The sequence below is a fragment of the Rahnella sikkimica genome (assembly GCF_002951615.1).
GTDB lineage: Bacteria > Pseudomonadota > Gammaproteobacteria > Enterobacterales > Enterobacteriaceae > Rahnella > Rahnella sikkimica.
Genome location: NZ_CP019062.1, coordinates 3,364,690 through 3,383,745, shown reverse-complemented (window position 1 = coordinate 3,383,745; position 19,056 = coordinate 3,364,690). Strand labels below are relative to the sequence as shown.

The following is a 19,056-nucleotide window of genomic DNA, read 5'->3' as shown; positions in this document are numbered from 1 at the left end:
GTTTCATTCACGACATAAATACAAATAAATCAATCAGATGAACGAAGCTAAACGTTAAAAGGGAAGTGCGTTGTGAGGCGGTTCACAGGTGTGGGGAAAGCAGAAAAAGTGAAGGGGTGCAGATAAAAAAATCCCCGACGCAAGGTCAGGGATTTACGTGTTTCATAAATAATTTTTACGACGCCAGCGACAGATGTTTCTTCTGCTGTTTGTGTGTTTCCAGCCATTCGGCGACACGCTGTTGCTGCGCTTTATCCAGCCACATACCGAGTTTGGTACGCCGCCAGATGGCGTCATCGAGCTGTGAGACCCACTCTTTTTCGACCAGGTAGCGCAATTCGGCTTCATATAAACCGTGACCGAAATCTTCGCCCAGCGATTCAATGCCGGTCGCGTCATTCAGGAACAGTTCCGTCTGGCTGCCGTAGGTACGGGCATAACGGCGGGCCAGTGATTCCGGCAACCATTTAAAGCGGTTGCGTAGATTGGCGCTGTACGTATCGCGATCGCCATTCAGCTTCCCGCCAGGCAGAACGGCGGTTTTCGTCCAGGCCGGACCGGCTTTCGGGTAGTACTTCACCAGTTTTTCCAGCGCGTGCTCGGCCAGTTTACGGTAGGTGGTGAGCTTGCCGCCAAACACAGAAAGCAGCGGCGCTTTGCCATCCTGATCGTGAACATCCAGAGTGTAATCGCGGGTAACCGCCTGCGGAGAATCGGACTCATCGTCGCACAGAGGACGCACGCCGGAGTAAGTCCAGACGATATCTTCGGTGGTCAGCTGCTTTTTAAAGTGGTCGTTATACACTTTCAGCAGATAGCTCACTTCGTTATCGTCGATTTTTACGTCTTTCGGATCGCCGTGATATTCCACGTCGGTGGTGCCGATAATCGAGAACTCATCCAGCCACGGGATCACGAACACAATGCGGTGATCTTCGTTTTGCAGAATGTACGCCTGCGGCTGATTGTGTGCGCGCGGAACCACAATATGGCTGCCTTTGATCAGACGGATGCCGTACGGCGATTTCAGCTTCAGGCCGTCGTCGAAGAAATGTTTGACCCACGGACCGGTGGCATTCACCAGCCCTTTGGCGCGCCAGGTGAAGGTTTTGCCGGTATCAATATCTTCGGCTTCCACCATCCACAAACCGTCTTCACGCCATGCGCGGGTCACGCGGGTGCGGGTGCGCACTTCGCCGCCGCGCTCTTCGACTTCCTGCGCGTTGACGACGACTAAGCGCGCATCGTCAACCCAGCAGTCTGAGTATTCAAAACCTTTGGTCAGTTCTGGTTTCAGTACCGATTCGCTGCCGAATTTCAGGCCTTTACTGGCGGGCAGGCTGGTACGTTTACCCAGATGGTCGTACAGGAACAGACCGGCGCGGATCATCCAGGCCGGACGCAAATGCGGCTGATGCGGTAAACGGAAACGCATCGGGAAGGCAATATGCGGTGCCATTTTTAACAGCACTTCACGTTCAGCCAGCGCTTCGCTGACCAGACGGAATTCGTAGTGTTCCAGGTAACGCAGGCCACCGTGGATCAGTTTAGAACTGGCCGAAGAGGTCGCGCAGGCCAAGTCTTGCGCTTCAAGCAGCAGAACAGACAGCCCGCGGCCAGCTGCATCGACTGCGATGCCGGTACCATTAATACCGCCACCAATTACGATCAAGTCTTTGGTTTCCACGTCATCTTCCTCCAGATGTTCGCAATAGCTCTTTTATGTTCGTTTTCGCTCACGATTGTAATCGAGATTCGACAAACAAGCCAAGAGTTAACCAAATAAAAACAATTATGCGTGATGGAGGTAACATTTTTGTGTCAGTAACGCGCAAAACGGCAAGGTGAGGACAAAACCGAACGCAACAGCGCGTGGAATTTTTCGAAATTGTTCGTTTTACGCAGAGGCTGAGAAGGGAGATAAAGCAGGAGCGCGCAGGCGGCGCTCCCTGAAAGGCACGAAAATCAGCAAAGCTCGAGGTGGACGTCGTACTTGTCGATGATTTGCTTCACGCTCTCTGGTGGCTGTTTGTCGGTAAACAGATAGTGAATCAAATCCATTTTACCGAGGTTAACCATCGCGTTACGGCCAAACTTGGAATGGTCAGTCACCAGCATTACACAGCGGGAGTTTTCGATAATCGCACGCTTGGTTCGCGCTTCGTGATAGTCGAATTCGAGCAGCGAGCCGTCCATATCAATACCGCTGATGCCGAGAATGCCGTAATCGAGGCGGAACTGAGAGATAAAATCGAGCGTCGCTTCCCCCATCACACCGCCGTCGCGGGCGCGAACTTCGCCACCGGCGAGGAACAGACGGCAATCGTCTTTGGCGCTGAACAGCGTCGCCACGTTCAGGTTGTTGGTCACAATCCGCAGATCTTTATGATTGAGCAGTGCGTACGCCACCGCTTCCGGCGTGGTGCCGATATCGATAAACAGCGTCGAACCGTCGGGGATCTGGCCTGCGACGCGTTGAGCAATGCGCGCTTTCGCTTCTGACCACATCACTTTACGGTCGTTATAGGCCGCATTGACCGAACTCGATGGCAGCGCTGCACCGCCGTGATGGCGGTGGATTTTATTTTGTTCAGCCAGATCATTGAGGTCGCGCCGGATGGTTTGCGGGCTGACCGCAAAATGATCGACCAGTTCTTCGGTGCTGACATAACCCTGCTGGCGAACTAACTCGATAATCGCGTCATGGCGTTGTGTTTGTTTCACCCAAATCCCCTACTTACGTTTTTTGCGCGGTAAGCGCGTATCAACAAATGCCATCACCAGACCCAGACCCAGGCCAAATGTGTGCGCGGCATTCGCCACCGCGGCACCGCCTGTCGCATATCCAATGAACATGAAGATCAGCGAAATAGCCAGTAATCCGCCGGGAACGTACAACCGGCTTTCTGGTTTCAACACACCGGTCAGCCAGACATAACCCATCAGAGCGTAGACCACGCCGGACAAACCGCCGAACCAGGAACCGTTGACCATCGACTGGCCCCAGCCGCTGATCAGCGCGGCAATCAGCGTGACGGTGAATAATTTTCCGCTGCCAAGATGCTGTTCAATCTGGCTGGCCATATACCACCACCAGACCAGATTGATGAGCAATGAAAATAAGGAAAAATTCATCAGCGCAGGCGTAAACCATCGCCAGACCTGCAAATACCGCGAGCTGTCCGGCCATGCCAGCCAGTTCATGACCTGCTCAAAACCGACCATTTGCTGAAGAATATAGACGGCGATACACAGCACGATCATGCCGATGGTCAGCGGGCCTGCACGGCTGCGCAGCGTTTTCATAAAGGGGGTATGCGACATCCGCAAACCCGGCTGCGCCTTGCCGGTTTGCCAGCTGGCGGCCTGATAACGAGGGTGCAGCGGGTCACGAACAAACAGCGCGACCTGCTTCTCGGCCTCTTCCAGACGTGATTCGTCTTCCAGCCAGAGCTGGACTTCCTGACTTTCGTGTTTAATCGTCAGCGTAAAACCCTGTGTTGCCATGTAATCGACAAAGGCCTGAGCCAGGCGAGGGTTGTTCAGGTTAAGAATGCGCACCATAGCGTTAAGTGATTTCCCTAATTGTTTGATTTGTAAATTTCATTTCACATAGCGATGTTTTCGTCATCTGATTATCTGTCAGCATCATCATGGTTAACAGGCTCATGCTAACCTAAATGCTGACGACATCGCATTTTGCTCACGGGAAGACACCCCAATTTTGCTGGCAAGGGTCGGCCACTGTCTGACAATTTGCTGGCAGTGACGAATAATTTCCTGTGCATCACTGTTTGAAACCCGAAATAGGGGCGCGACAGAAAGCGCTAAATCCAGATCCATAGCGTTATCGGCTTCGCTGATATTCAGTTTTAATCCTGCACTTTGCGCCACCGGATTCATGTCATACGCCGGTGAAAGCCGCCAACCTTTTCCCGGTTCCAGCAGAAAACCATGATTGCGCAGGTGATCGTCAGTATTAGAAACCAGCAAGTTAAAAACGATTCGCGACCACAGTTCGCGTAAATCCCTGTTCGGCTGTGCGCCCTGATTAATGAGCACAGCAGCCAGTTCAAGATAACTGGCCCCGGTGGACGCGTCAGCGCCATCCTGGTGTCCGGTCAGAGTCATCGCCGAAGCGAAGTGTCTGCGCTTGCCCTGCAATGTTCGGTCAAAGCGTTTAACTAAAAAACAGTGATGGGGATTGGCATAACGGCGGGCAAGGCTTTCGGGCACGTTCAGGCCACAGGCTTTTGCCAGCGTATTGACGACCAGCTCCCACGCGCCAACGTTGTATTCATCATTGATGCTGGGGAATTTTGCGATCCAGAGGTGACCATCCGGCGCACAAACGCTGGCTTTGGGACGTGCGCCTCCGAGCGAGCCGCCCGGTGCAATCAGCAACCGAAGCCATTCATCAGCGCCAGCGGCCAGATTTTCGCTGTCCTTTTCCAGCGCGAGGCTGGCGGCTTCCAGCTCACGAATTTGTATAAAAGGCGGGGCGGCGACATCGTGCCGGTCATCCAGAAAATGGCCTTCATCATTAAGCCTGAAGCGCAGCGCACCGATGCGGTAATTATCATGAACGCCGAGCAGATAGTCGGATTCATGCAGTCGCCGTGTGGCCATCGCGACTCCTGCACGTTTTTCACGTTCCAGCCGCCTTTTCATTAATAACCGGCCCCAGCGGTCAGGGCTGGTATCGGCGAAAGCGCCGAAAATGTGTTGGCCTTGTGAAGGGTATTGCGGGCCGGTGAACAAGCCAATGCGGGGATCGAGCTGGAGATTAGCGAGGTCCGGATGTGCCAGTGCCTGATGATCGAATTCCCATGAAAACACTTCACGCCCGGCGGCCTGATGCACATTCAGGAAACCGAGGCGCAAAGGCGCAACAAGTGGCTCCCAGTCAGCATATACGGCTATCCTTACCGTCATTTTTTAGTCCTTTTTTTCTTATCCTTGTCCGTCTTTTCATCACTGCTGAGCAGTAAGGCTAAAGATTCTGCGCTGAGGAAATCTTCATCCGCCCAGCCACTTTGCGCATCAGGTTCATCGTGATTAAAAGGCCGGGGATCGGAAACCTCGTTCGGAAGCGTTTTTTTGGCACGAGATTTACGTGACGCAGGTTTGCCGGGCAATAGCTTGGCATCCTGCAACTGACGCCCGTAGGGATCATCTTTTAGCAGAAGATTTAAATCTTCTTCCACTCCTAATACCTGCATGACGGCGAGATAAGCCCCAATAGTCACACCCACACTGCCACGCTCGAGATTTCGTAGCGTCATGGGAACCATCCCCGCACGCTCTGCGACCTGCGCCGCCGTCAGCTTACGGCGAAATCTCGCCAGACGTAGACGATCGCCAAACGCCATTAATAATGATTCTGTCGCGGGCAGTAACGGAGATGTTTTTCTGGGCATGGAGGCAGCCAATGTGGTAACTAAACTGTCAATATTATGGCGATATTACATGAATATCGCCATAATAATTACACATTGGTGTGTCGCGGATGTGATGTGACACGCTAAAGGAACAGAAAATTAAAGCCCTTCCAGCGCCTGTTCCAGATCGGCAATCAGGTCGTCGGTGTCTTCGATACCGATGCTGATGCGTACCAGACCGTCGGTAATCCCGCTCTGACGGCGGACTTCCGGCGCGACGGCGCTGTGAGTTGTTGAGGCCGGATGGCAGGCCAGCGAATCGGTATCGCCGAGGGAAACCGCCTGCGTAATAATGTTCAGCTTATCGAGAAAAGTCCGCGCGGCGTTCAGCCCGCCTTTCAGCTCAATCGCCATAATCCCGCCGAACAGTTTCATCTGACGCGCTGCGATGGCATGGCCCGGATGTTCCGGCAGCCCCGGATAAAATACCGTTTCCACTGCGCTGTGACCGTCGAGGAATTCCGCTACCGCCTGCGCGCTCAGCGAGCTGGCTTCCACGCGCAAAGGCAGGGTTTTCAGGCCGCGGATCAGCAAGCTGGCTTCGAACGGGCTCAGGCAGCCGCCGAACTGTTTCAGGCTCAGCGTGCGGATTGGTGTAATTAATGCCGCAGAACCGGCCACCACGCCGCCGGTCGCATCGCCGTGACCGCTGATGTATTTGGTCGCCGAGTGAAGAACGATATCAATGCCCAGCGCCAGCGGACGTGTCAGGTAAGGCGTCGCGAAAGTGTTATCCACCACGCTGATTGCGCCTGCTGCTTTGGATAAACGTGCGATTTCTGCCAGATCGGCAATGTCCAGACCCGGATTCGCCGGTGTCTCAACCAGCACCACTTTGGTGTTTTTGGTGAAAGCCGCTTCCAGTTCGCCGACGTTCGGGACGTGTACCGGTCTGATGCCATAACGAGGCAGAAGATTGCGCACCACGCCTTCGGTCCCGCCGTACAGCGTGCCGACTTGAATGATTTCATCGCCCGGCACCAGCAGGGCAAATAATGTTGCGCTGATCGCCGCCATGCCGCTGGCGCAGGCCACGGAGGTTTCTGCGCCTTCCAGCGCGGCCAGTTTCTGCTCGAAAACGGTCACCGTCGGGTTAGCAAAACGGCTGTACATATAGCCCGGCTCTTCACCGCTGAAGCGACGTGCGCCGCTGTCAAAATCCGGATACGAGAACGCGGAAGAAGCGGTAATGGGGGTCGCGACGGCACCGGTCTGGGCATCCGGCTGCTGGCCACCGTGAACGGCGAGCGTACGCATACCCAAAGAACGAGTTTTGTTCAGTTGTTTCATCTTGAAATCCTGTCGATAGTAGGCAGAAATTATATCAACACTGGAGAACGGTAGCCTTTTCGGCTTAAGAACATTTTCGGCGCAAACCGGATAGCCTGGTTATAAAGACCCGGTTTATAAAGGCTTGGTTTATAAAGGCTATAGTCTGCGCCGGAGAGGGGGATCAGGCTTCGATATCTTGCGGGAAGGTTTGTGACCAGGCTTCAAAGCCGCCGTCAACGCTGTAAACCGACTCAAATCCCTGACTGATTAGGAATTGTGCCGCGCCACGGCTGCTGATGCCGTGATAGCACATGACCAGAACCGGCGTTTTAGCATCGGCCTGTTCCATAAAGGCGCGCATGCTTTCATTGCTCAGATGGAATGCACCGGGCGCATGTGCGGCACCAAAACTTTGCGGGTCACGAATATCGACCATCACCGCTTCGCCGGATTTCAGGCGGGTATGCGCCTGTTCAACGCTGATTGCTTCAAATTGTTCCATTCTGATCGAACCTCATAAAATGTTATGTCGCCATTCTACCCAATAATTGCCTGACGAAGACCAGAGGGATTGCAGGGATAAAGGTTAAACCAGAATCACTTTCACGCCTTTGAGGCGTAATTTTTCAATAATTTCACCGTCAGCTTCTTTGCCAGTGATGAGCACATTGATTTGTTCCGTGCGGCTGAAAAGCATACCCGCGCGTTGCCCGACTTTACTGCTGTCGACCAGCACTGCCAGATTTCCGACGTAATTCAGCATCTTCTGTTCTGCCATCGCCGTCAGCATATCGGTTTTATACAGGCCATCGGTGGTTAGCCCTGCGCCGCTGGTAAACATCCAGTGACCGGCGTACAGGCTTGCATCGCCATCCTGCGGCGCCAGCGTAATCGACTGACTTTTATTGTACTGACCGCCCATGATCACCACGCTGTCGTGTTCCTGCTCAATCAGGTAATTGGCCAGCGGCAGATAATTCGTGATCACCTGAATGTCTTTTCCGCACATCTCGCGCCCGAGCAAAAACGCGGTCGAGCCGCAGTTAATCACCACGCTTTCGCCCGGCTGGCACAATTCGGCCGCGGCTTTGGCGATACGCATTTTTTCGTTGAGATTATGGGTCTGGTGAATATTAAGCGGAGTCCAGTTCTGGCGTGGCTGGTTAACGGCTTCAGCGCCGTTGCGCACTTTGCGCAATTTCCCCAACTCATTGAGTTTCGTGATATCACGGCGCGCGGTGGCCGGTGAAATATCAAAATGATCAATGACATCTGCGACAGAAATCTGGCCCTGACGCTGCAAAAGATCAAGGATGGCATTGTGGCGTTGTGGCTCTGTCATGGTGTCTCCGCGGGGAAATCCGAAAGTAGATGATTACCGCGTGATTATAAACGAGCAGTAATGCGAATAACATTGTTTCTGAAAAGGCGGAGAGAATAGTCTCCGCCTTTTCTCACCATGTTTTAGAGGAATGATTTAAACGGTAAGTCGGTGTCTGTCGTAAAGCAGTCTTCGAATCCACGCGGGTAGTGATATTCGAAATTGTCTTTGTCATTCGGATAAGTGAATTTGCCGCCAACCTGCCAGATAAAGGGCTTGAAGCCGTATTTCAGGCGGTCTTTTTTCATCTCCCACAGCACACGGATTTCCTGCGGATCGGCCTGGAAATTCGACCAGATATCATGGTGGAACGGGATCACGACTTTTGTATTCAGCGATTCCGCCATACGCAGCATATCGACGCTGGTCATTTTGTCGGTCACGCCGCGCGGGTTTTCGCCGTAGGAGCCGAGTGCGACGTCAATTTTGTACTCGTTGCCGTGTTTTGCGTAGTAGTTGGAATAGTGGGAATCGCCGCTGTGATACAGGTTTCCGCCCGGCGTTTTGAACAGATAATTCACTGCACGCTGATCCATCATATCCGGCAGAACGCCCGCTGCTTTCTGGTCGGCAGGCAGGGTGATCAGCACGGTGCGGTCGAAAGAATCCAGCGCATGGATTTCCACATCTTTGATTTTCACCACTTTGCCCGGCGTCATCACGATGCAACGTTCTCTCGGCACGCCCCAGCTAATCCATAAATCCACGCAGGTTTGCGGGCCGATAAACGGCACATCGGAAGCACAGTTTTGCATCACGGCGGCTGCAACGTTCACATCAATATGATCGTTGTGATCGTGAGTCGACAAGACGGCGTCGATCTGTCTGATCGCAAACGGATCAAGCACAAACGGCGTGGTGCGCAGGTTCGGTTGCAGCTTCTTCACACCTGCCATGCGTTGCATCTGGTGGCCGGTTTTCATCAGCGGGCTGCTGTGATTTTGCTTGCCCACGCCACACCAGAAATCGACACAAATATTCGCGCCGCCCTCAGATTTCAGCCAAATCCCCGTACACCCCAGCCACCACATCGCAAAAGTGCCTGGCGCGACTTTTTCCTGCTCGATTTCTTCGTTCAGCCAGGTGCCCCATTCCGGGAACGTGTTGAGGATCCAGGATTCGCGGCTGATCGTTTCTACTTTGCTCATTGTATTCCCTCATCTGAGTTTGGTTTGAATGAATAAATCACAATAAATCATTTTGTGACTGCATGTGATTTGATTGTGAGAAACTTATCATCGAAGTTTTGTCGTGACAATGATTTTCATTGCCGGTTTTTGACCCGTTTTTGGTGGTGATAAGGCAACGCAACGGAATGAGCAGGAAAGAAAGGTAATGAGAATGCTTGTTTATACATATGATAAATATGAAAAATATTAAGTTACTGTTTTGTCCCGTGAAGGGCGCGATGACGATATCTTGCGAGACCGCTCACAAATAATCATTATGAATCTTTATCTGATTTAATGTGAGCATTAGAGTGCATCTGTCCCTCACTGTTTAGTGCAGAGCCCTGCGCTGAAGAGATCAAACAAGGTCAGACGGAGAGTTTTATGGAATTCCTCTACACCCTCTTTACCGTATTTTTTAATCAGGTAATGACCAACGCGCCGTTATTGCTGGGGCTTGTGACCATGCTCGGTTACATCCTGCTCAGGAAGAGCGCGACGGTTATCATCAAAGGCACCATCAAAACCATCATCGGTTTTATGTTACTGCAGGCGGGATCCGGGATTTTGACGGGGACATTCAAACCTGTGGTGGCCAAACTTTCGGAAGTCTATGGCATTAACGGTGCTATTTCAGATACCTACGCCTCAATGATGGCGACGGTAGAACGGATGGGCGATGCGTACAGCTGGGTCGGTTATGCCGTGCTTATTGCGCTCGCGCTGAACATCCTGATGGTGATTTTCCGCCGCATTACCGGCATCCGCACCATCATGCTGACGGGCCATATCATGTTCCAGCAGGCGGGGCTGATTGCCGTCTTCTTCTTCATTCTCGGCTGGCCGATGTGGACCACCATCTGGTCGACGGCGATTCTGGTTTCGCTGTACTGGGGGATTACCTCCAACATGATGTACAAACCGACGCAGTCCGTGACGGAAAACAGCGGTTTTTCTATCGGACATCAGCAGCAGTTTGCGTCATGGATTGCCTGTAAGGTTGCGCCGTATCTCGGCAAGAAAGAGGACAGCGTTGAAGACCTCAAACTGCCCGGCTGGCTGAATATTTTCCACGATAATATCGTTTCCACCGCCATCGTGATGACCGTGTTCTTCGGCATTATTCTCAGCTCGTTCGGTCTCGATACGTTGCAGAAAATGGCCGGTAAAACCCACTGGACGATTTACATCCTGCAAACCGGCCTGATGTTTGCTGTCGCCATTTTCATCATCATTCAGGGCGTGCGGATGTTCGTTGCTGAACTGACGGAAGCCTTTAACGGGATTTCTCAACGCTTAATTCCCGGAGCCGTTCTGGCTATCGACTGCGCGGCGATTTACAGCTTCGCGCCGAACGCCGTGGTCTGGGGCTTTATGTGGGGCACCATCGGCCAGCTGATTGCCGTCGCCATTCTGTTTGGCGTGGGCTCTTCCATCATGATCATTCCCGGCTTTATCCCGATGTTCTTCTCCAACGCCACCATTGGCGTATTCGCGAACCACTTCGGTGGCTGGCGCGCTGCGCTGAAAATTTGTCTGGTGATGGGGATGATCGAAATCTTCGGCTGCGTCTGGGCCATCAAACTGACCGGCCTCAGCGCCTGGATGGGCATGGCCGACTGGTCAATTCTGGCCCCTCCTATGATGCAGGGTTTCTTCAGTATCGGCATGGCCTTCATGGGCGTGATTGCCGTGATTGCTGTTCTGTATATGTTCTTCGCCGGTCGCACGCTTCGCGCCGAAGAAGATGCGGAAAAACAAGCTCTTAATGAGTCTACTACTCACTAATCAACGAGGTTCCCATGACAGTACGAATTCTGGCAGTTTGCGGTTGCGGGCAAGGCAGTTCGATGATCATGAAGATGAAAATCGGGCAGTTTCTGACACAGGAAGGCGTGGATCACACCATGAACAGCTGCGCGGTCGGTGAGTACAAATCTGAACTGAGCGGCGCGGACATTATCGTGGCGTCCACGCACGTCGCCGATGAAATCACCGTCAGCGGCAACAAATACGTCGTCGGTGTGCGCAACATGCTTTCGGCGGCGGATTTCGGCCCGAAAGTTATGGAAGTCATTAATGCCCACTTCCCAACCTCGCTGAAAAAGTAAGGAGCACGTGATGAAACTGCGAGATTCGCTGGCCGAGAATAACTCGATTTGCCTGAACGCAGAGGCAGAAACCTGGCAGGAAGCGGTGAAAATTGGCGTCGATATGCTGGTTGCGGCCGGTGTCGTCGAGCCGCGTTATTACCAGGCGATTCTGGATGGCGTTGAGCGTTTCGGCCCGTACTTTGTGATTGCGCCGGGTCTGGCAATGCCGCATGGCCGCCCGGAAGAAGGCGTCAAAAAGACCGGTTTTGCGCTGGTCACGCTGAAAAAGCCGCTGGTGTTCAATCATGAAGATAACGATCCGGTGGATATCTTGATCACGCTCGCCGCCGTGGATGCCAACGCGCATCAGGAAGTCGGCATTATGCAGGTCGTCAATCTGTTTGATGACGAAGCCAACTTCGACCGCCTGCGCGCCTGCACTACCGCCCAGCAGGTGCTGGATTTGATCGACCTGACGTCCGCTTCAGCGGTTCACTGATTCATTATTTAATCATCAGAGAAGGAATTCATTATGTCTCATTCATTACCGATGTTGCAGGTTGCGCTGGATAACCAGTCCATGGACGACGCTTACAAAACCACGCGTCTGATTGCCAACGAAGTCGACATTATCGAAGTCGGCACCATCCTGTGCGTGGCCGAAGGCGTGCGCGCGGTGCGTGACCTGAAAGCGCTTTATCCGGAAAAAATTGTGCTGGCTGACGCCAAAATTGCCGACGCGGGTAAAATTCTCTCGCGCATGTGTTTTGAAGCTAACGCCGACTGGGTCACCGTGATTTGCTGCGCCGACATCAACACCATCAAAGGTGCGCTGGAAGTAGCGAAAGAGTTTGGCGGCGACGTGCAGATTGAACTGACCGGTTACTGGACGTGGGAACAGGCGAAAGAATGGCATGACGCGGGCATCCAGCAGGTGGTTTATCACCGCAGCCGTGACGCACAGGCCGCCGGTGTGGCGTGGAGCGATGCCGATATTACGGCAATTAAACGCCTTTCCGATATGGGCTTTAAAGTCACGATTACCGGCGGTCTGGCGCTGGAAGACTTACCGCTGTTCAAAGACATTCCGGTACACGTTTTCATCGCAGGACGCAGCATCCGTGACGCCAAAGACCCGGTAGACGCGGCGCGTCAGTTCAAAAAATCCATCAGCCAGCTCTGGGGCTAAGGAAAATCGCATGATGCATAAAGCCGTTCCACTCGGGATCTATGAAAAAGCGTTGCCTGCGGGTGAAGACTGGCTGATGCGCCTGACGCTGGCGAAAGAGCTGGGTTTTGATTTCGTCGAAATGTCGGTCGATGAAACCGACAGCCGGTTGGCGCGGCTTGACTGGTCACGCGAGCAACGTCTGTTAGTCGTCGATGCGATTTCGCGCACCGGCATCCGCATTCCGTCGATGTGCCTGAGCGCACACCGGCGGTTCCCGCTGGGCTCTGAAGACGATGAAACCCGTAATCAGGGGCTGGAAATCATGCGTAAAGCCATCGTACTGGCGCAGGATTTAGGTATCCGCGTCATTCAGCTCGCCGGTTATGACGTCTATTACCAGCAGGCCAACGATCATACCCGTGAGCGTTTCCGCGCCGGTTTGCAGGAATCTGTCGAAATGGCCAGCCGGGCGCAGGTCACGCTGGCGATGGAAATCATGGATTACCCGCTGATGAGTTCAATCAGCAAAGCGTTGGGGTATACGCATTACCTGAATAACCCGTGGTTCCAGCTGTATCCGGACATCGGCAATTTATCGGCCTGGGACAATGACGTGCAGATGGAGCTGGCGAGCGGTGCCGGGCATATCGTCGCGGTACATATTAAAGATACGCAGCCGGGCGTATTCAAAAACGTTCCGTTCGGCAGCGGCGTTGTGGAGTTTGAACGCTGCTTTGAAACGCTACAGAAAAGCGGTTATCGCGGGCCTTATCTCATCGAAATGTGGAGCGAAACCGCTGCCGACCCGATGCAGGAAGTCCGCAACGCGCGCGCCTGGGTGGTGGATAAAATGCAGAAAGCCGGGCTGGATATGGGAGAAGTGGCATGACGGAATCACTGAAACAACGCGTCTTTGAAGCGAATATGGCGCTGCCGGCCTACGGTCTGGTGACATTCACCTGGGGCAACGTCAGCGGCATCGACCGCGAGCGCGGGCTGGTGGTCATCAAGCCGAGCGGTGTGGAATACGAAAAAATGCAGGCCAGCGATATGGTGGTCGTGAATTTACGCGGTGAAGTGGTGGAAGGGCGTTACAGACCGTCATCGGATACCGCCACGCATCTTGAGCTTTACGCCCGTTTCCCGGAACTCGGCGGCATTGTCCATACCCATTCGACCCATGCGACATCGTGGGCGCAGGCTGGCGTTGCGATCCCCGCGTTAGGCACCACGCATGCGGATTATTTCGCGGGGGCCATTCCGTGTACCCGCGCACTGTCGCGTGAAGAAGTGGCCGGCGAATACGAACTGGAAACCGGCAGGGTGATCGCCCAAACGCTGGAAGGCATTAACCCGCTGCACATGCCCGGTATTTTGGTGGCGCAGCACGGCCCGTTCTGCTGGGGAACCACGCCGGAGCTGGCGGTGCATAACGCGGTTGTGCTGGAAGAAGTCGCGAAAATGGCGTGGATCACCGGCACGCTGCAACGCGCGCAGCCTCCGATGGATGATTATCTGCTGCACAAACACTTCAGCCGCAAACACGGGCCGGACGCCTATTACGGGCAGAAATAGAAAATCATTACATAAGTTCTGAATCGCCAGCCAAACCCCCTCCCGGCCTCCCCCTTCGCAGGGGGAGGAGCAAAAAACTCGATCAACTCCCTCCCCTGCGAAGGGGAGGGTTGGGGTGGGGTATTAATGGCATCTCCGGCCACGCCGAAACTCCCTCAGACATGATTTCATGCATTTTTTGCCCTCCAGACCGTGAGCATTTTTTCGGCATTGGGTTTATACATAAGTGGTAGAGATCACATTTTTCATCACATTTGCATTTTTTCTCACGGAAGCATTCCGTCCCCACTGACAGAAAAGAGACTGCCCTATGTCGAAAATCACGCTCAAGCAGGATGTTTTTTTGGCGGCGTTAACCCGCCAGTGGCAAGCGTTTGGACTCACTTCAGCCAGGGACATGACCCGGCACCAATGGTGGCACGCGGTCAGCGCCGCCGTGGCTGAACAACTCCCGCCGCAAAACGAGTCCGTGAGCAGTAAAAGCAAAAAGATCACCCGCCACGTTAACTACATTTCGATGGAGTTTCTGGTCGGGCGTCTGACCGGCAATAACCTGATTAACCTCGGCTGGTACGAAAAGATTGCCAGCGCGCTTGAGCCGTTTGATATCAACCTGACAGACCTGCTTGAAGAAGAAATCGACCCGGCGCTCGGCAACGGCGGGCTCGGGCGTCTGGCGGCCTGTTATCTCGATGCGATGGCGTCGGTCGGGCAACCGGGCACCGGCTATGGCCTGAATTATCAGTACGGTTTATTCCGTCAGCGTTTTGTCGAGGGCAAACAAAAAGAGTCGCCGGATGACTGGCACCGCAGTGAGTATCCGTGGTTCCGCCATAACAGTTCGCTGGCGGTGAATGTCGGCATTGGCGGGAAAATCGTGAAGAACGAACAGGGCGTTTCCCGCTGGGAACCCGAATTTACGCTGCGCGGCGAAGCCTGGGATTTACCGGTGATGGGGTATCGCAACGGGATTACGCAACCGCTGCGTTTATGGGAAGCCACGCATCCGCACCCGTTTGATCTCGAAAAATTCAATGACGGCGAGTTTCTCAAAGCCGAGCAGCAGGGCATTGATGCGGCCAAACTGACCAAAGTCCTGTATCCGAATGACAACCATCAGGCCGGTAAACGCCTGCGCCTGATGCAGCAATACTTCCAGTGCGCCTGTTCGGTGGCGGATATTTTACGCCGTCATCATTTCCTTGGCCGCAAGATCCGTGAACTGCCGGATTACGAAGTGATTCAGCTCAACGATACCCATCCGACCATCGCCATTCCGGAAATGCTGCGTGTGTTGATCGACGAACATCAGCTGAGCTGGAACGATGCCTGGCACATCACCAGCCGCACGTTTGCTTATACCAACCACACGTTAATGCCGGAAGCGCTGGAAACCTGGGACGAAAGTCTGGTGCGCAGCCTGCTGCCGCGACATTTCCAAATCATCAAACAAATCAACGCCAACTTCAAAAAGCGGGTCAGCAAAACCTGGCCGGGGGATGAGGCGGTTTGGGCGAAACTGGCCGTACATCACGACAAACAGGTACGGATGGCGAATCTCTGCGTGGTCGCCGGTTTTGCGGTAAACGGCGTGGCGGCGCTGCATTCTGATCTGGTGGTCAAAGATCTGTTCCCGGAATATCACCAGCTGTGGCCGGAAAAATTCCACAACGTCACCAACGGCATCACACCGCGCCGCTGGCTGAAACAGTGTAATCCGGCGCTTTCCGCGCTGATTGATGAACGCCTGAAAACGGATGCCTGGGTGAACAATCTGGATCTGCTGAAAGGTCTGGAAGACGGTGTTAAAGATAAAAAATTCTGTAAGCATTACCGTAAAATCAAGCACGACAACAAAGTCCGGCTGGCGGAATACGTCTGGCATCGCATGGGCATCAGGCTCAATCCGGATGCCATTTTCGATGTGCAGATTAAGCGCCTTCACGAGTACAAACGTCAGCATCTCAATTTGCTGCACATTCTTTCGCTTTACCGCCAGATCCGCGATAACCCGAAACTCGACATCGTGCCGCGCGTTTTCCTGTTTGGTGCCAAAGCGGCACCGGGTTATTACCTGGCAAAAAATATTATTTATGCGATCAATCAGGTCGCGGAGAAGATCAACAACGATCCGATCGTGTGCGATCGCATCAAAGTGGTGTTTATCCCGGATTACTGCGTGTCGGTGGCTGAACTGATGATCCCGGCGGCGGATGTTTCCGAGCAGATTTCAACGGCGGGGAAAGAAGCGTCGGGCACCGGCAACATGAAACTGGCGCTTAACGGCGCGCTGACCGTCGGCACGCTGGACGGCGCGAATGTCGAAATTGCCGAACAGGTGGGCGAAGACAATATTTTCATTTTTGGCCTGACCGTTGATGAAGTGAAAGCCGAGCTGAAGAAAGGTTATAAGCCGAAAGCCATCGTGAAAAAAGACAAGCATCTCAAGGCGATTCTTGATGAACTGGCCAGCGGTTTTTATGCCAACGGCGACAAAAAAGCGTTCGACCTGATGCTCAACAGCCTGCTCGACGGCGGCGATCCGTATCTGGTTCTGGCGGATTTTGCGGCTTATTGTGAAGCGCAAAAAGAGGTCGATAAATTGTACCGCAACGCTGACGAATGGACGCGCCGCACGCTGCTCAACACCGCGCGTGTTGGGATGTTCAGCGCCGACCGTTCTATCCGCGATTATCAGCAACGCATCTGGCAGGCAAAACGTTAGGAGCAGGCATGGAGGATAAGCAACTTGTTGAGGCCGCGCGCCGGGCAGGAATTTTAGACAGTTTTATCAATATGTCGGATGAAGTGGAAACGGTGTCCGACGAAACGCGGGCATCGCTGCTGGCCGCCATGGGCCGTGACCCGCAAGACGCGGCTGACGTGACGCCTTTGCCTGCGGTAAAAGTGTTTACACAAGGCGAAAATGTGCGGCTGCCCCCGGAGGGCAGCGGCGCATTCGGCTGGCAATTGACGCTTGAAAACGGCGACCAGACGCAAGGAACCCTTGAGGTCGGCACAGTGCTGAATCTCAGTGCCGGGCTGCCCACCGGCTATCATCAGCTGACATTATCGCAAGACGGCAAAATCTGGCCGTGCCGGATCATTGTTGTGCCGCCACGCTGTTATGAGCCGCCAGCGCTGCTGGCAGGTAAGAAACTGTGGGGCGCGACGATTCAGTTATACACGCTGCGGTCGGAAAATAACTGGGGCATCGGCGATTTTGGCGATCTGAAAAAAATGGTGGAAGAAGTCGGGCAGCGCGGCGGTGCGTTCGTCGGGCTGAACCCGATACACGCGCTGTATCCGGCGAATCCTCTCAGCGCCAGCCCGTACAGCCCGTCGTCACGGCGCTGGCTGAATCTGGCGTATATCGACGTAAATGCGGTGGAAGAATTTACCGCCAGCGATGTAGCGCAAAGCTGGTGGCATTCCATTGAAACGCACGATGCGCTGTTGCAAGCACGCAGTACGGAATATGTCGATTATCCGCTGGTGATAAAGCTGAAACTGGACGCGCTGAAACTGGCCTGGCCGCTCTTTGACGAAATGCCAGAAGCCAGCCAGCGCAAGCGGGATTTCCGCCGTTTTGTGCTGCAGGGCGGTGAAAGTTTGCGTCAGCAGGCGCTGTTCGATGCGCTGCATGTTCATCTGCGGGATTTAGATCTCGGATTGTGGGGCTGGCCGGTTTGGCCCGATGCGTATCGTGACGCCAAAGGGGCGGACGTGGCGGAATTCAGCCAGCATTACGCCGGTGAAATTGAGTTCTACCAGTGGCTGCAATGGCTGGCGCATACGCAATTTTCTGCATGTTATCAGCGCAGTGAAGAACTGGACATGCCGCTGGGTTTGTACCGCGATCTGGCGGTCGGTGTGGCGGAAGGCGGTGCGGAAACCTGGTCAGATCCGTCGTTGTATTGCCTGAATGCGACGATTGGCGCGCCGCCGGATATTCTGGGGCCGCAGGGGCAGAACTGGGGGCTTCCGCCCATTGATCCTCACGAAATGAAAGCCCGTGCCTATCAGCCATTTATCGATTTGCTGCGTGCGAATATGGCGGAATGCGGCGCTTTGCGCATCGACCACGTGATGGGATTACTGCGTTTGTGGTGGATCCCTTTCGACGAAAAGGCGGGCAACGGCGCATACGTCCGTTATCCGCTGGAAGACCTGCTCGGCGTCCTGGCGCTGGAAAGCCAGCGGCACCAGTGCATGGTGATTGGTGAGGATCTGGGAACCGTGCCGAAAGAAATTGTCGCCAGCCTGCGTAACAGCGGCGTCTATTCCTACAAAGTGTTGTATTTCGAGCACGATAAAACCTTCACATACCGGCCACCTGAAAACTATGTCGTTCAGGCGATGGCGACGGTCACCACGCATGATTTACCGACCTTGCGCGGCTACTGGGAAGGCGGGGATTTAACGCTGGGCGCGACGCTCGGCGTCTATCCGGATCCGCAGGTGCTGGAAAATCTGCGTGCCGAACGTGAGCGCAGCAAACAGGGGTTGCTGGATGCGTTGCACCTGACGCATTGCGTGCCGAAATCCACCGGGCAGACGGCGGCGAAAATGCCGATGACGCCGGTGCTGAACCGGGGGTTACAGCGTTATCTGGCGGACAGCGCCAGTGCGCTGCTCGGGCTGCAACCGGAAGACTGGCTGGATATGTCGACGCCGGTTAACGTGCCTGGTACAAACACTGAATACCCCAACTGGCGGCGCAAACTGACGCACACGCTGGAAGCGATGTTCAGTGATGAGCACATTAATCTGCTGCTGGCGGATTTGAACCGGCGACGGTTAGCGACTTGTGAGTCGTCTGCTAAACCCCCTCCCAACCTCCCCCTTCGCAGGGGGAGGAGCTAAAAGCCAAACCTCGAAGGGAGCTAAAAGCCCAACTTCATAGGCGGCTTCGGGCGGCTCCCCCCCTGCGAAGGGGAGGGTTGGGGTGGGG

The 19,056-nt window shown here is 54.2% G+C and carries 17 protein-coding genes; 8 read left to right on the top strand and 9 right to left on the bottom strand.

Annotated elements, in window-relative coordinates; all coding sequences use genetic code 11:
- Positions 1-175: 175 nt before the first annotated feature.
- The 9 genes from glpD to ulaG all read right to left on the bottom strand — a co-directional run bounded on the left by glpD (position 176) and on the right by ulaG (position 9,242).
- The gene (glpD, locus tag BV494_RS15695) at positions 176-1,687 is read right to left on the bottom strand and encodes a glycerol-3-phosphate dehydrogenase (protein WP_104923689.1); all 1,512 of its coding nucleotides are present in this window, start codon (positions 1,685-1,687) and stop codon (positions 176-178) included.
- A 278-nt stretch (positions 1,688-1,965) separates the two neighbouring features.
- A complete protein-coding gene (locus BV494_RS15690; protein WP_104923688.1) occupies positions 1,966-2,724 on the bottom strand; it encodes a DeoR/GlpR family transcriptional regulator in 759 nt (252 codons plus the stop codon).
- 9 nt (positions 2,725-2,733) lie between these two features.
- Positions 2,734-3,564 carry a rhomboid family intramembrane serine protease GlpG gene (gene glpG / locus BV494_RS15685; protein WP_104923687.1) on the bottom strand — a complete coding sequence of 277 codons (831 nt, stop codon included), beginning with the start codon at positions 3,562-3,564 and terminating at the stop codon, positions 2,734-2,736.
- Between the two features lie 102 nt (positions 3,565-3,666).
- Complete coding sequence (locus BV494_RS15680) at positions 3,667-4,935, bottom strand: type II toxin-antitoxin system HipA family toxin (protein ID WP_104923686.1); 1,269 nt, start codon at positions 4,933-4,935, stop codon at positions 3,667-3,669.
- Positions 4,932-5,420 (bottom strand): helix-turn-helix domain-containing protein, encoded by a 489-nt coding sequence (locus BV494_RS15675; protein ID WP_104923685.1) that lies wholly within the window; start codon positions 5,418-5,420, stop codon positions 4,932-4,934. The genes BV494_RS15680 and BV494_RS15675 overlap by 4 nt, the downstream gene beginning before the upstream one ends.
- A gap of 120 nt (positions 5,421-5,540) precedes the next feature.
- Positions 5,541-6,731 (bottom strand): trans-sulfuration enzyme family protein, encoded by a 1,191-nt coding sequence (locus BV494_RS15670; protein WP_104923684.1) that lies wholly within the window; start codon positions 6,729-6,731, stop codon positions 5,541-5,543.
- A 163-nt stretch (positions 6,732-6,894) separates the two neighbouring features.
- Positions 6,895-7,215 carry a thiosulfate sulfurtransferase GlpE gene (glpE, locus tag BV494_RS15665; protein ID WP_104923683.1) on the bottom strand — a complete coding sequence of 107 codons (321 nt, stop codon included), beginning with the start codon at positions 7,213-7,215 and terminating at the stop codon, positions 6,895-6,897.
- An 84-nt stretch (positions 7,216-7,299) separates the two neighbouring features.
- A complete protein-coding gene (ulaR, locus tag BV494_RS15660; RefSeq protein WP_104923682.1) occupies positions 7,300-8,055 on the bottom strand; it encodes an HTH-type transcriptional regulator UlaR in 756 nt (251 codons plus the stop codon).
- A 122-nt stretch (positions 8,056-8,177) separates the two neighbouring features.
- Entirely contained in the window at positions 8,178-9,242 is a 1,065-nt protein-coding gene (ulaG, locus tag BV494_RS15655) for an L-ascorbate 6-phosphate lactonase (RefSeq protein WP_104923681.1), read from the bottom strand.
- Between the two features lie 405 nt (positions 9,243-9,647).
- Here ulaG and BV494_RS15650 point away from each other — a divergent pair, with 405 nt between their 5' ends.
- From BV494_RS15650 to malQ, 8 genes are all read left to right on the top strand, one after another.
- The gene (locus BV494_RS15650) at positions 9,648-11,051 is read left to right on the top strand and encodes a PTS ascorbate-specific subunit IIBC (protein WP_104923680.1); all 1,404 of its coding nucleotides are present in this window, start codon (positions 9,648-9,650) and stop codon (positions 11,049-11,051) included.
- A 14-nt stretch (positions 11,052-11,065) separates the two neighbouring features.
- Positions 11,066-11,374: a PTS ascorbate transporter subunit IIB gene (gene ulaB / locus BV494_RS15645; RefSeq protein ID WP_104923679.1), complete on the top strand. Its 309-nt coding sequence runs from the start codon at positions 11,066-11,068 to the stop codon at positions 11,372-11,374.
- Positions 11,375-11,384: 10 nt separating this feature from the next.
- Positions 11,385-11,855: a PTS ascorbate transporter subunit IIA gene (gene ulaC / locus BV494_RS15640; protein ID WP_104923678.1), complete on the top strand. Its 471-nt coding sequence runs from the start codon at positions 11,385-11,387 to the stop codon at positions 11,853-11,855.
- Positions 11,856-11,888: 33 nt separating this feature from the next.
- Positions 11,889-12,545, top strand: coding sequence for a 3-keto-L-gulonate-6-phosphate decarboxylase UlaD (locus BV494_RS15635; RefSeq protein WP_104923677.1), 657 nt, complete (start codon positions 11,889-11,891; stop codon positions 12,543-12,545).
- Between the two features lie 10 nt (positions 12,546-12,555).
- Positions 12,556-13,416, top strand: coding sequence for an L-ribulose-5-phosphate 3-epimerase (locus tag BV494_RS15630; protein WP_104923676.1), 861 nt, complete (start codon positions 12,556-12,558; stop codon positions 13,414-13,416).
- A complete protein-coding gene (locus tag BV494_RS15625; RefSeq protein WP_104923675.1) occupies positions 13,413-14,102 on the top strand; it encodes an L-ribulose-5-phosphate 4-epimerase in 690 nt (229 codons plus the stop codon). Before BV494_RS15630 ends, BV494_RS15625 begins: the two co-directional genes overlap by 4 nt.
- Before the next feature lie 310 nt (positions 14,103-14,412).
- A complete protein-coding gene (gene malP, locus BV494_RS15620; protein WP_104923674.1) occupies positions 14,413-16,827 on the top strand; it encodes a maltodextrin phosphorylase in 2,415 nt (804 codons plus the stop codon).
- 8 nt (positions 16,828-16,835) lie between these two features.
- Positions 16,836-18,968: a 4-alpha-glucanotransferase gene (gene malQ / locus BV494_RS15615; RefSeq protein WP_104923673.1), complete on the top strand. Its 2,133-nt coding sequence runs from the start codon at positions 16,836-16,838 to the stop codon at positions 18,966-18,968.
- Positions 18,969-19,056 lie beyond the last annotated feature (88 nt).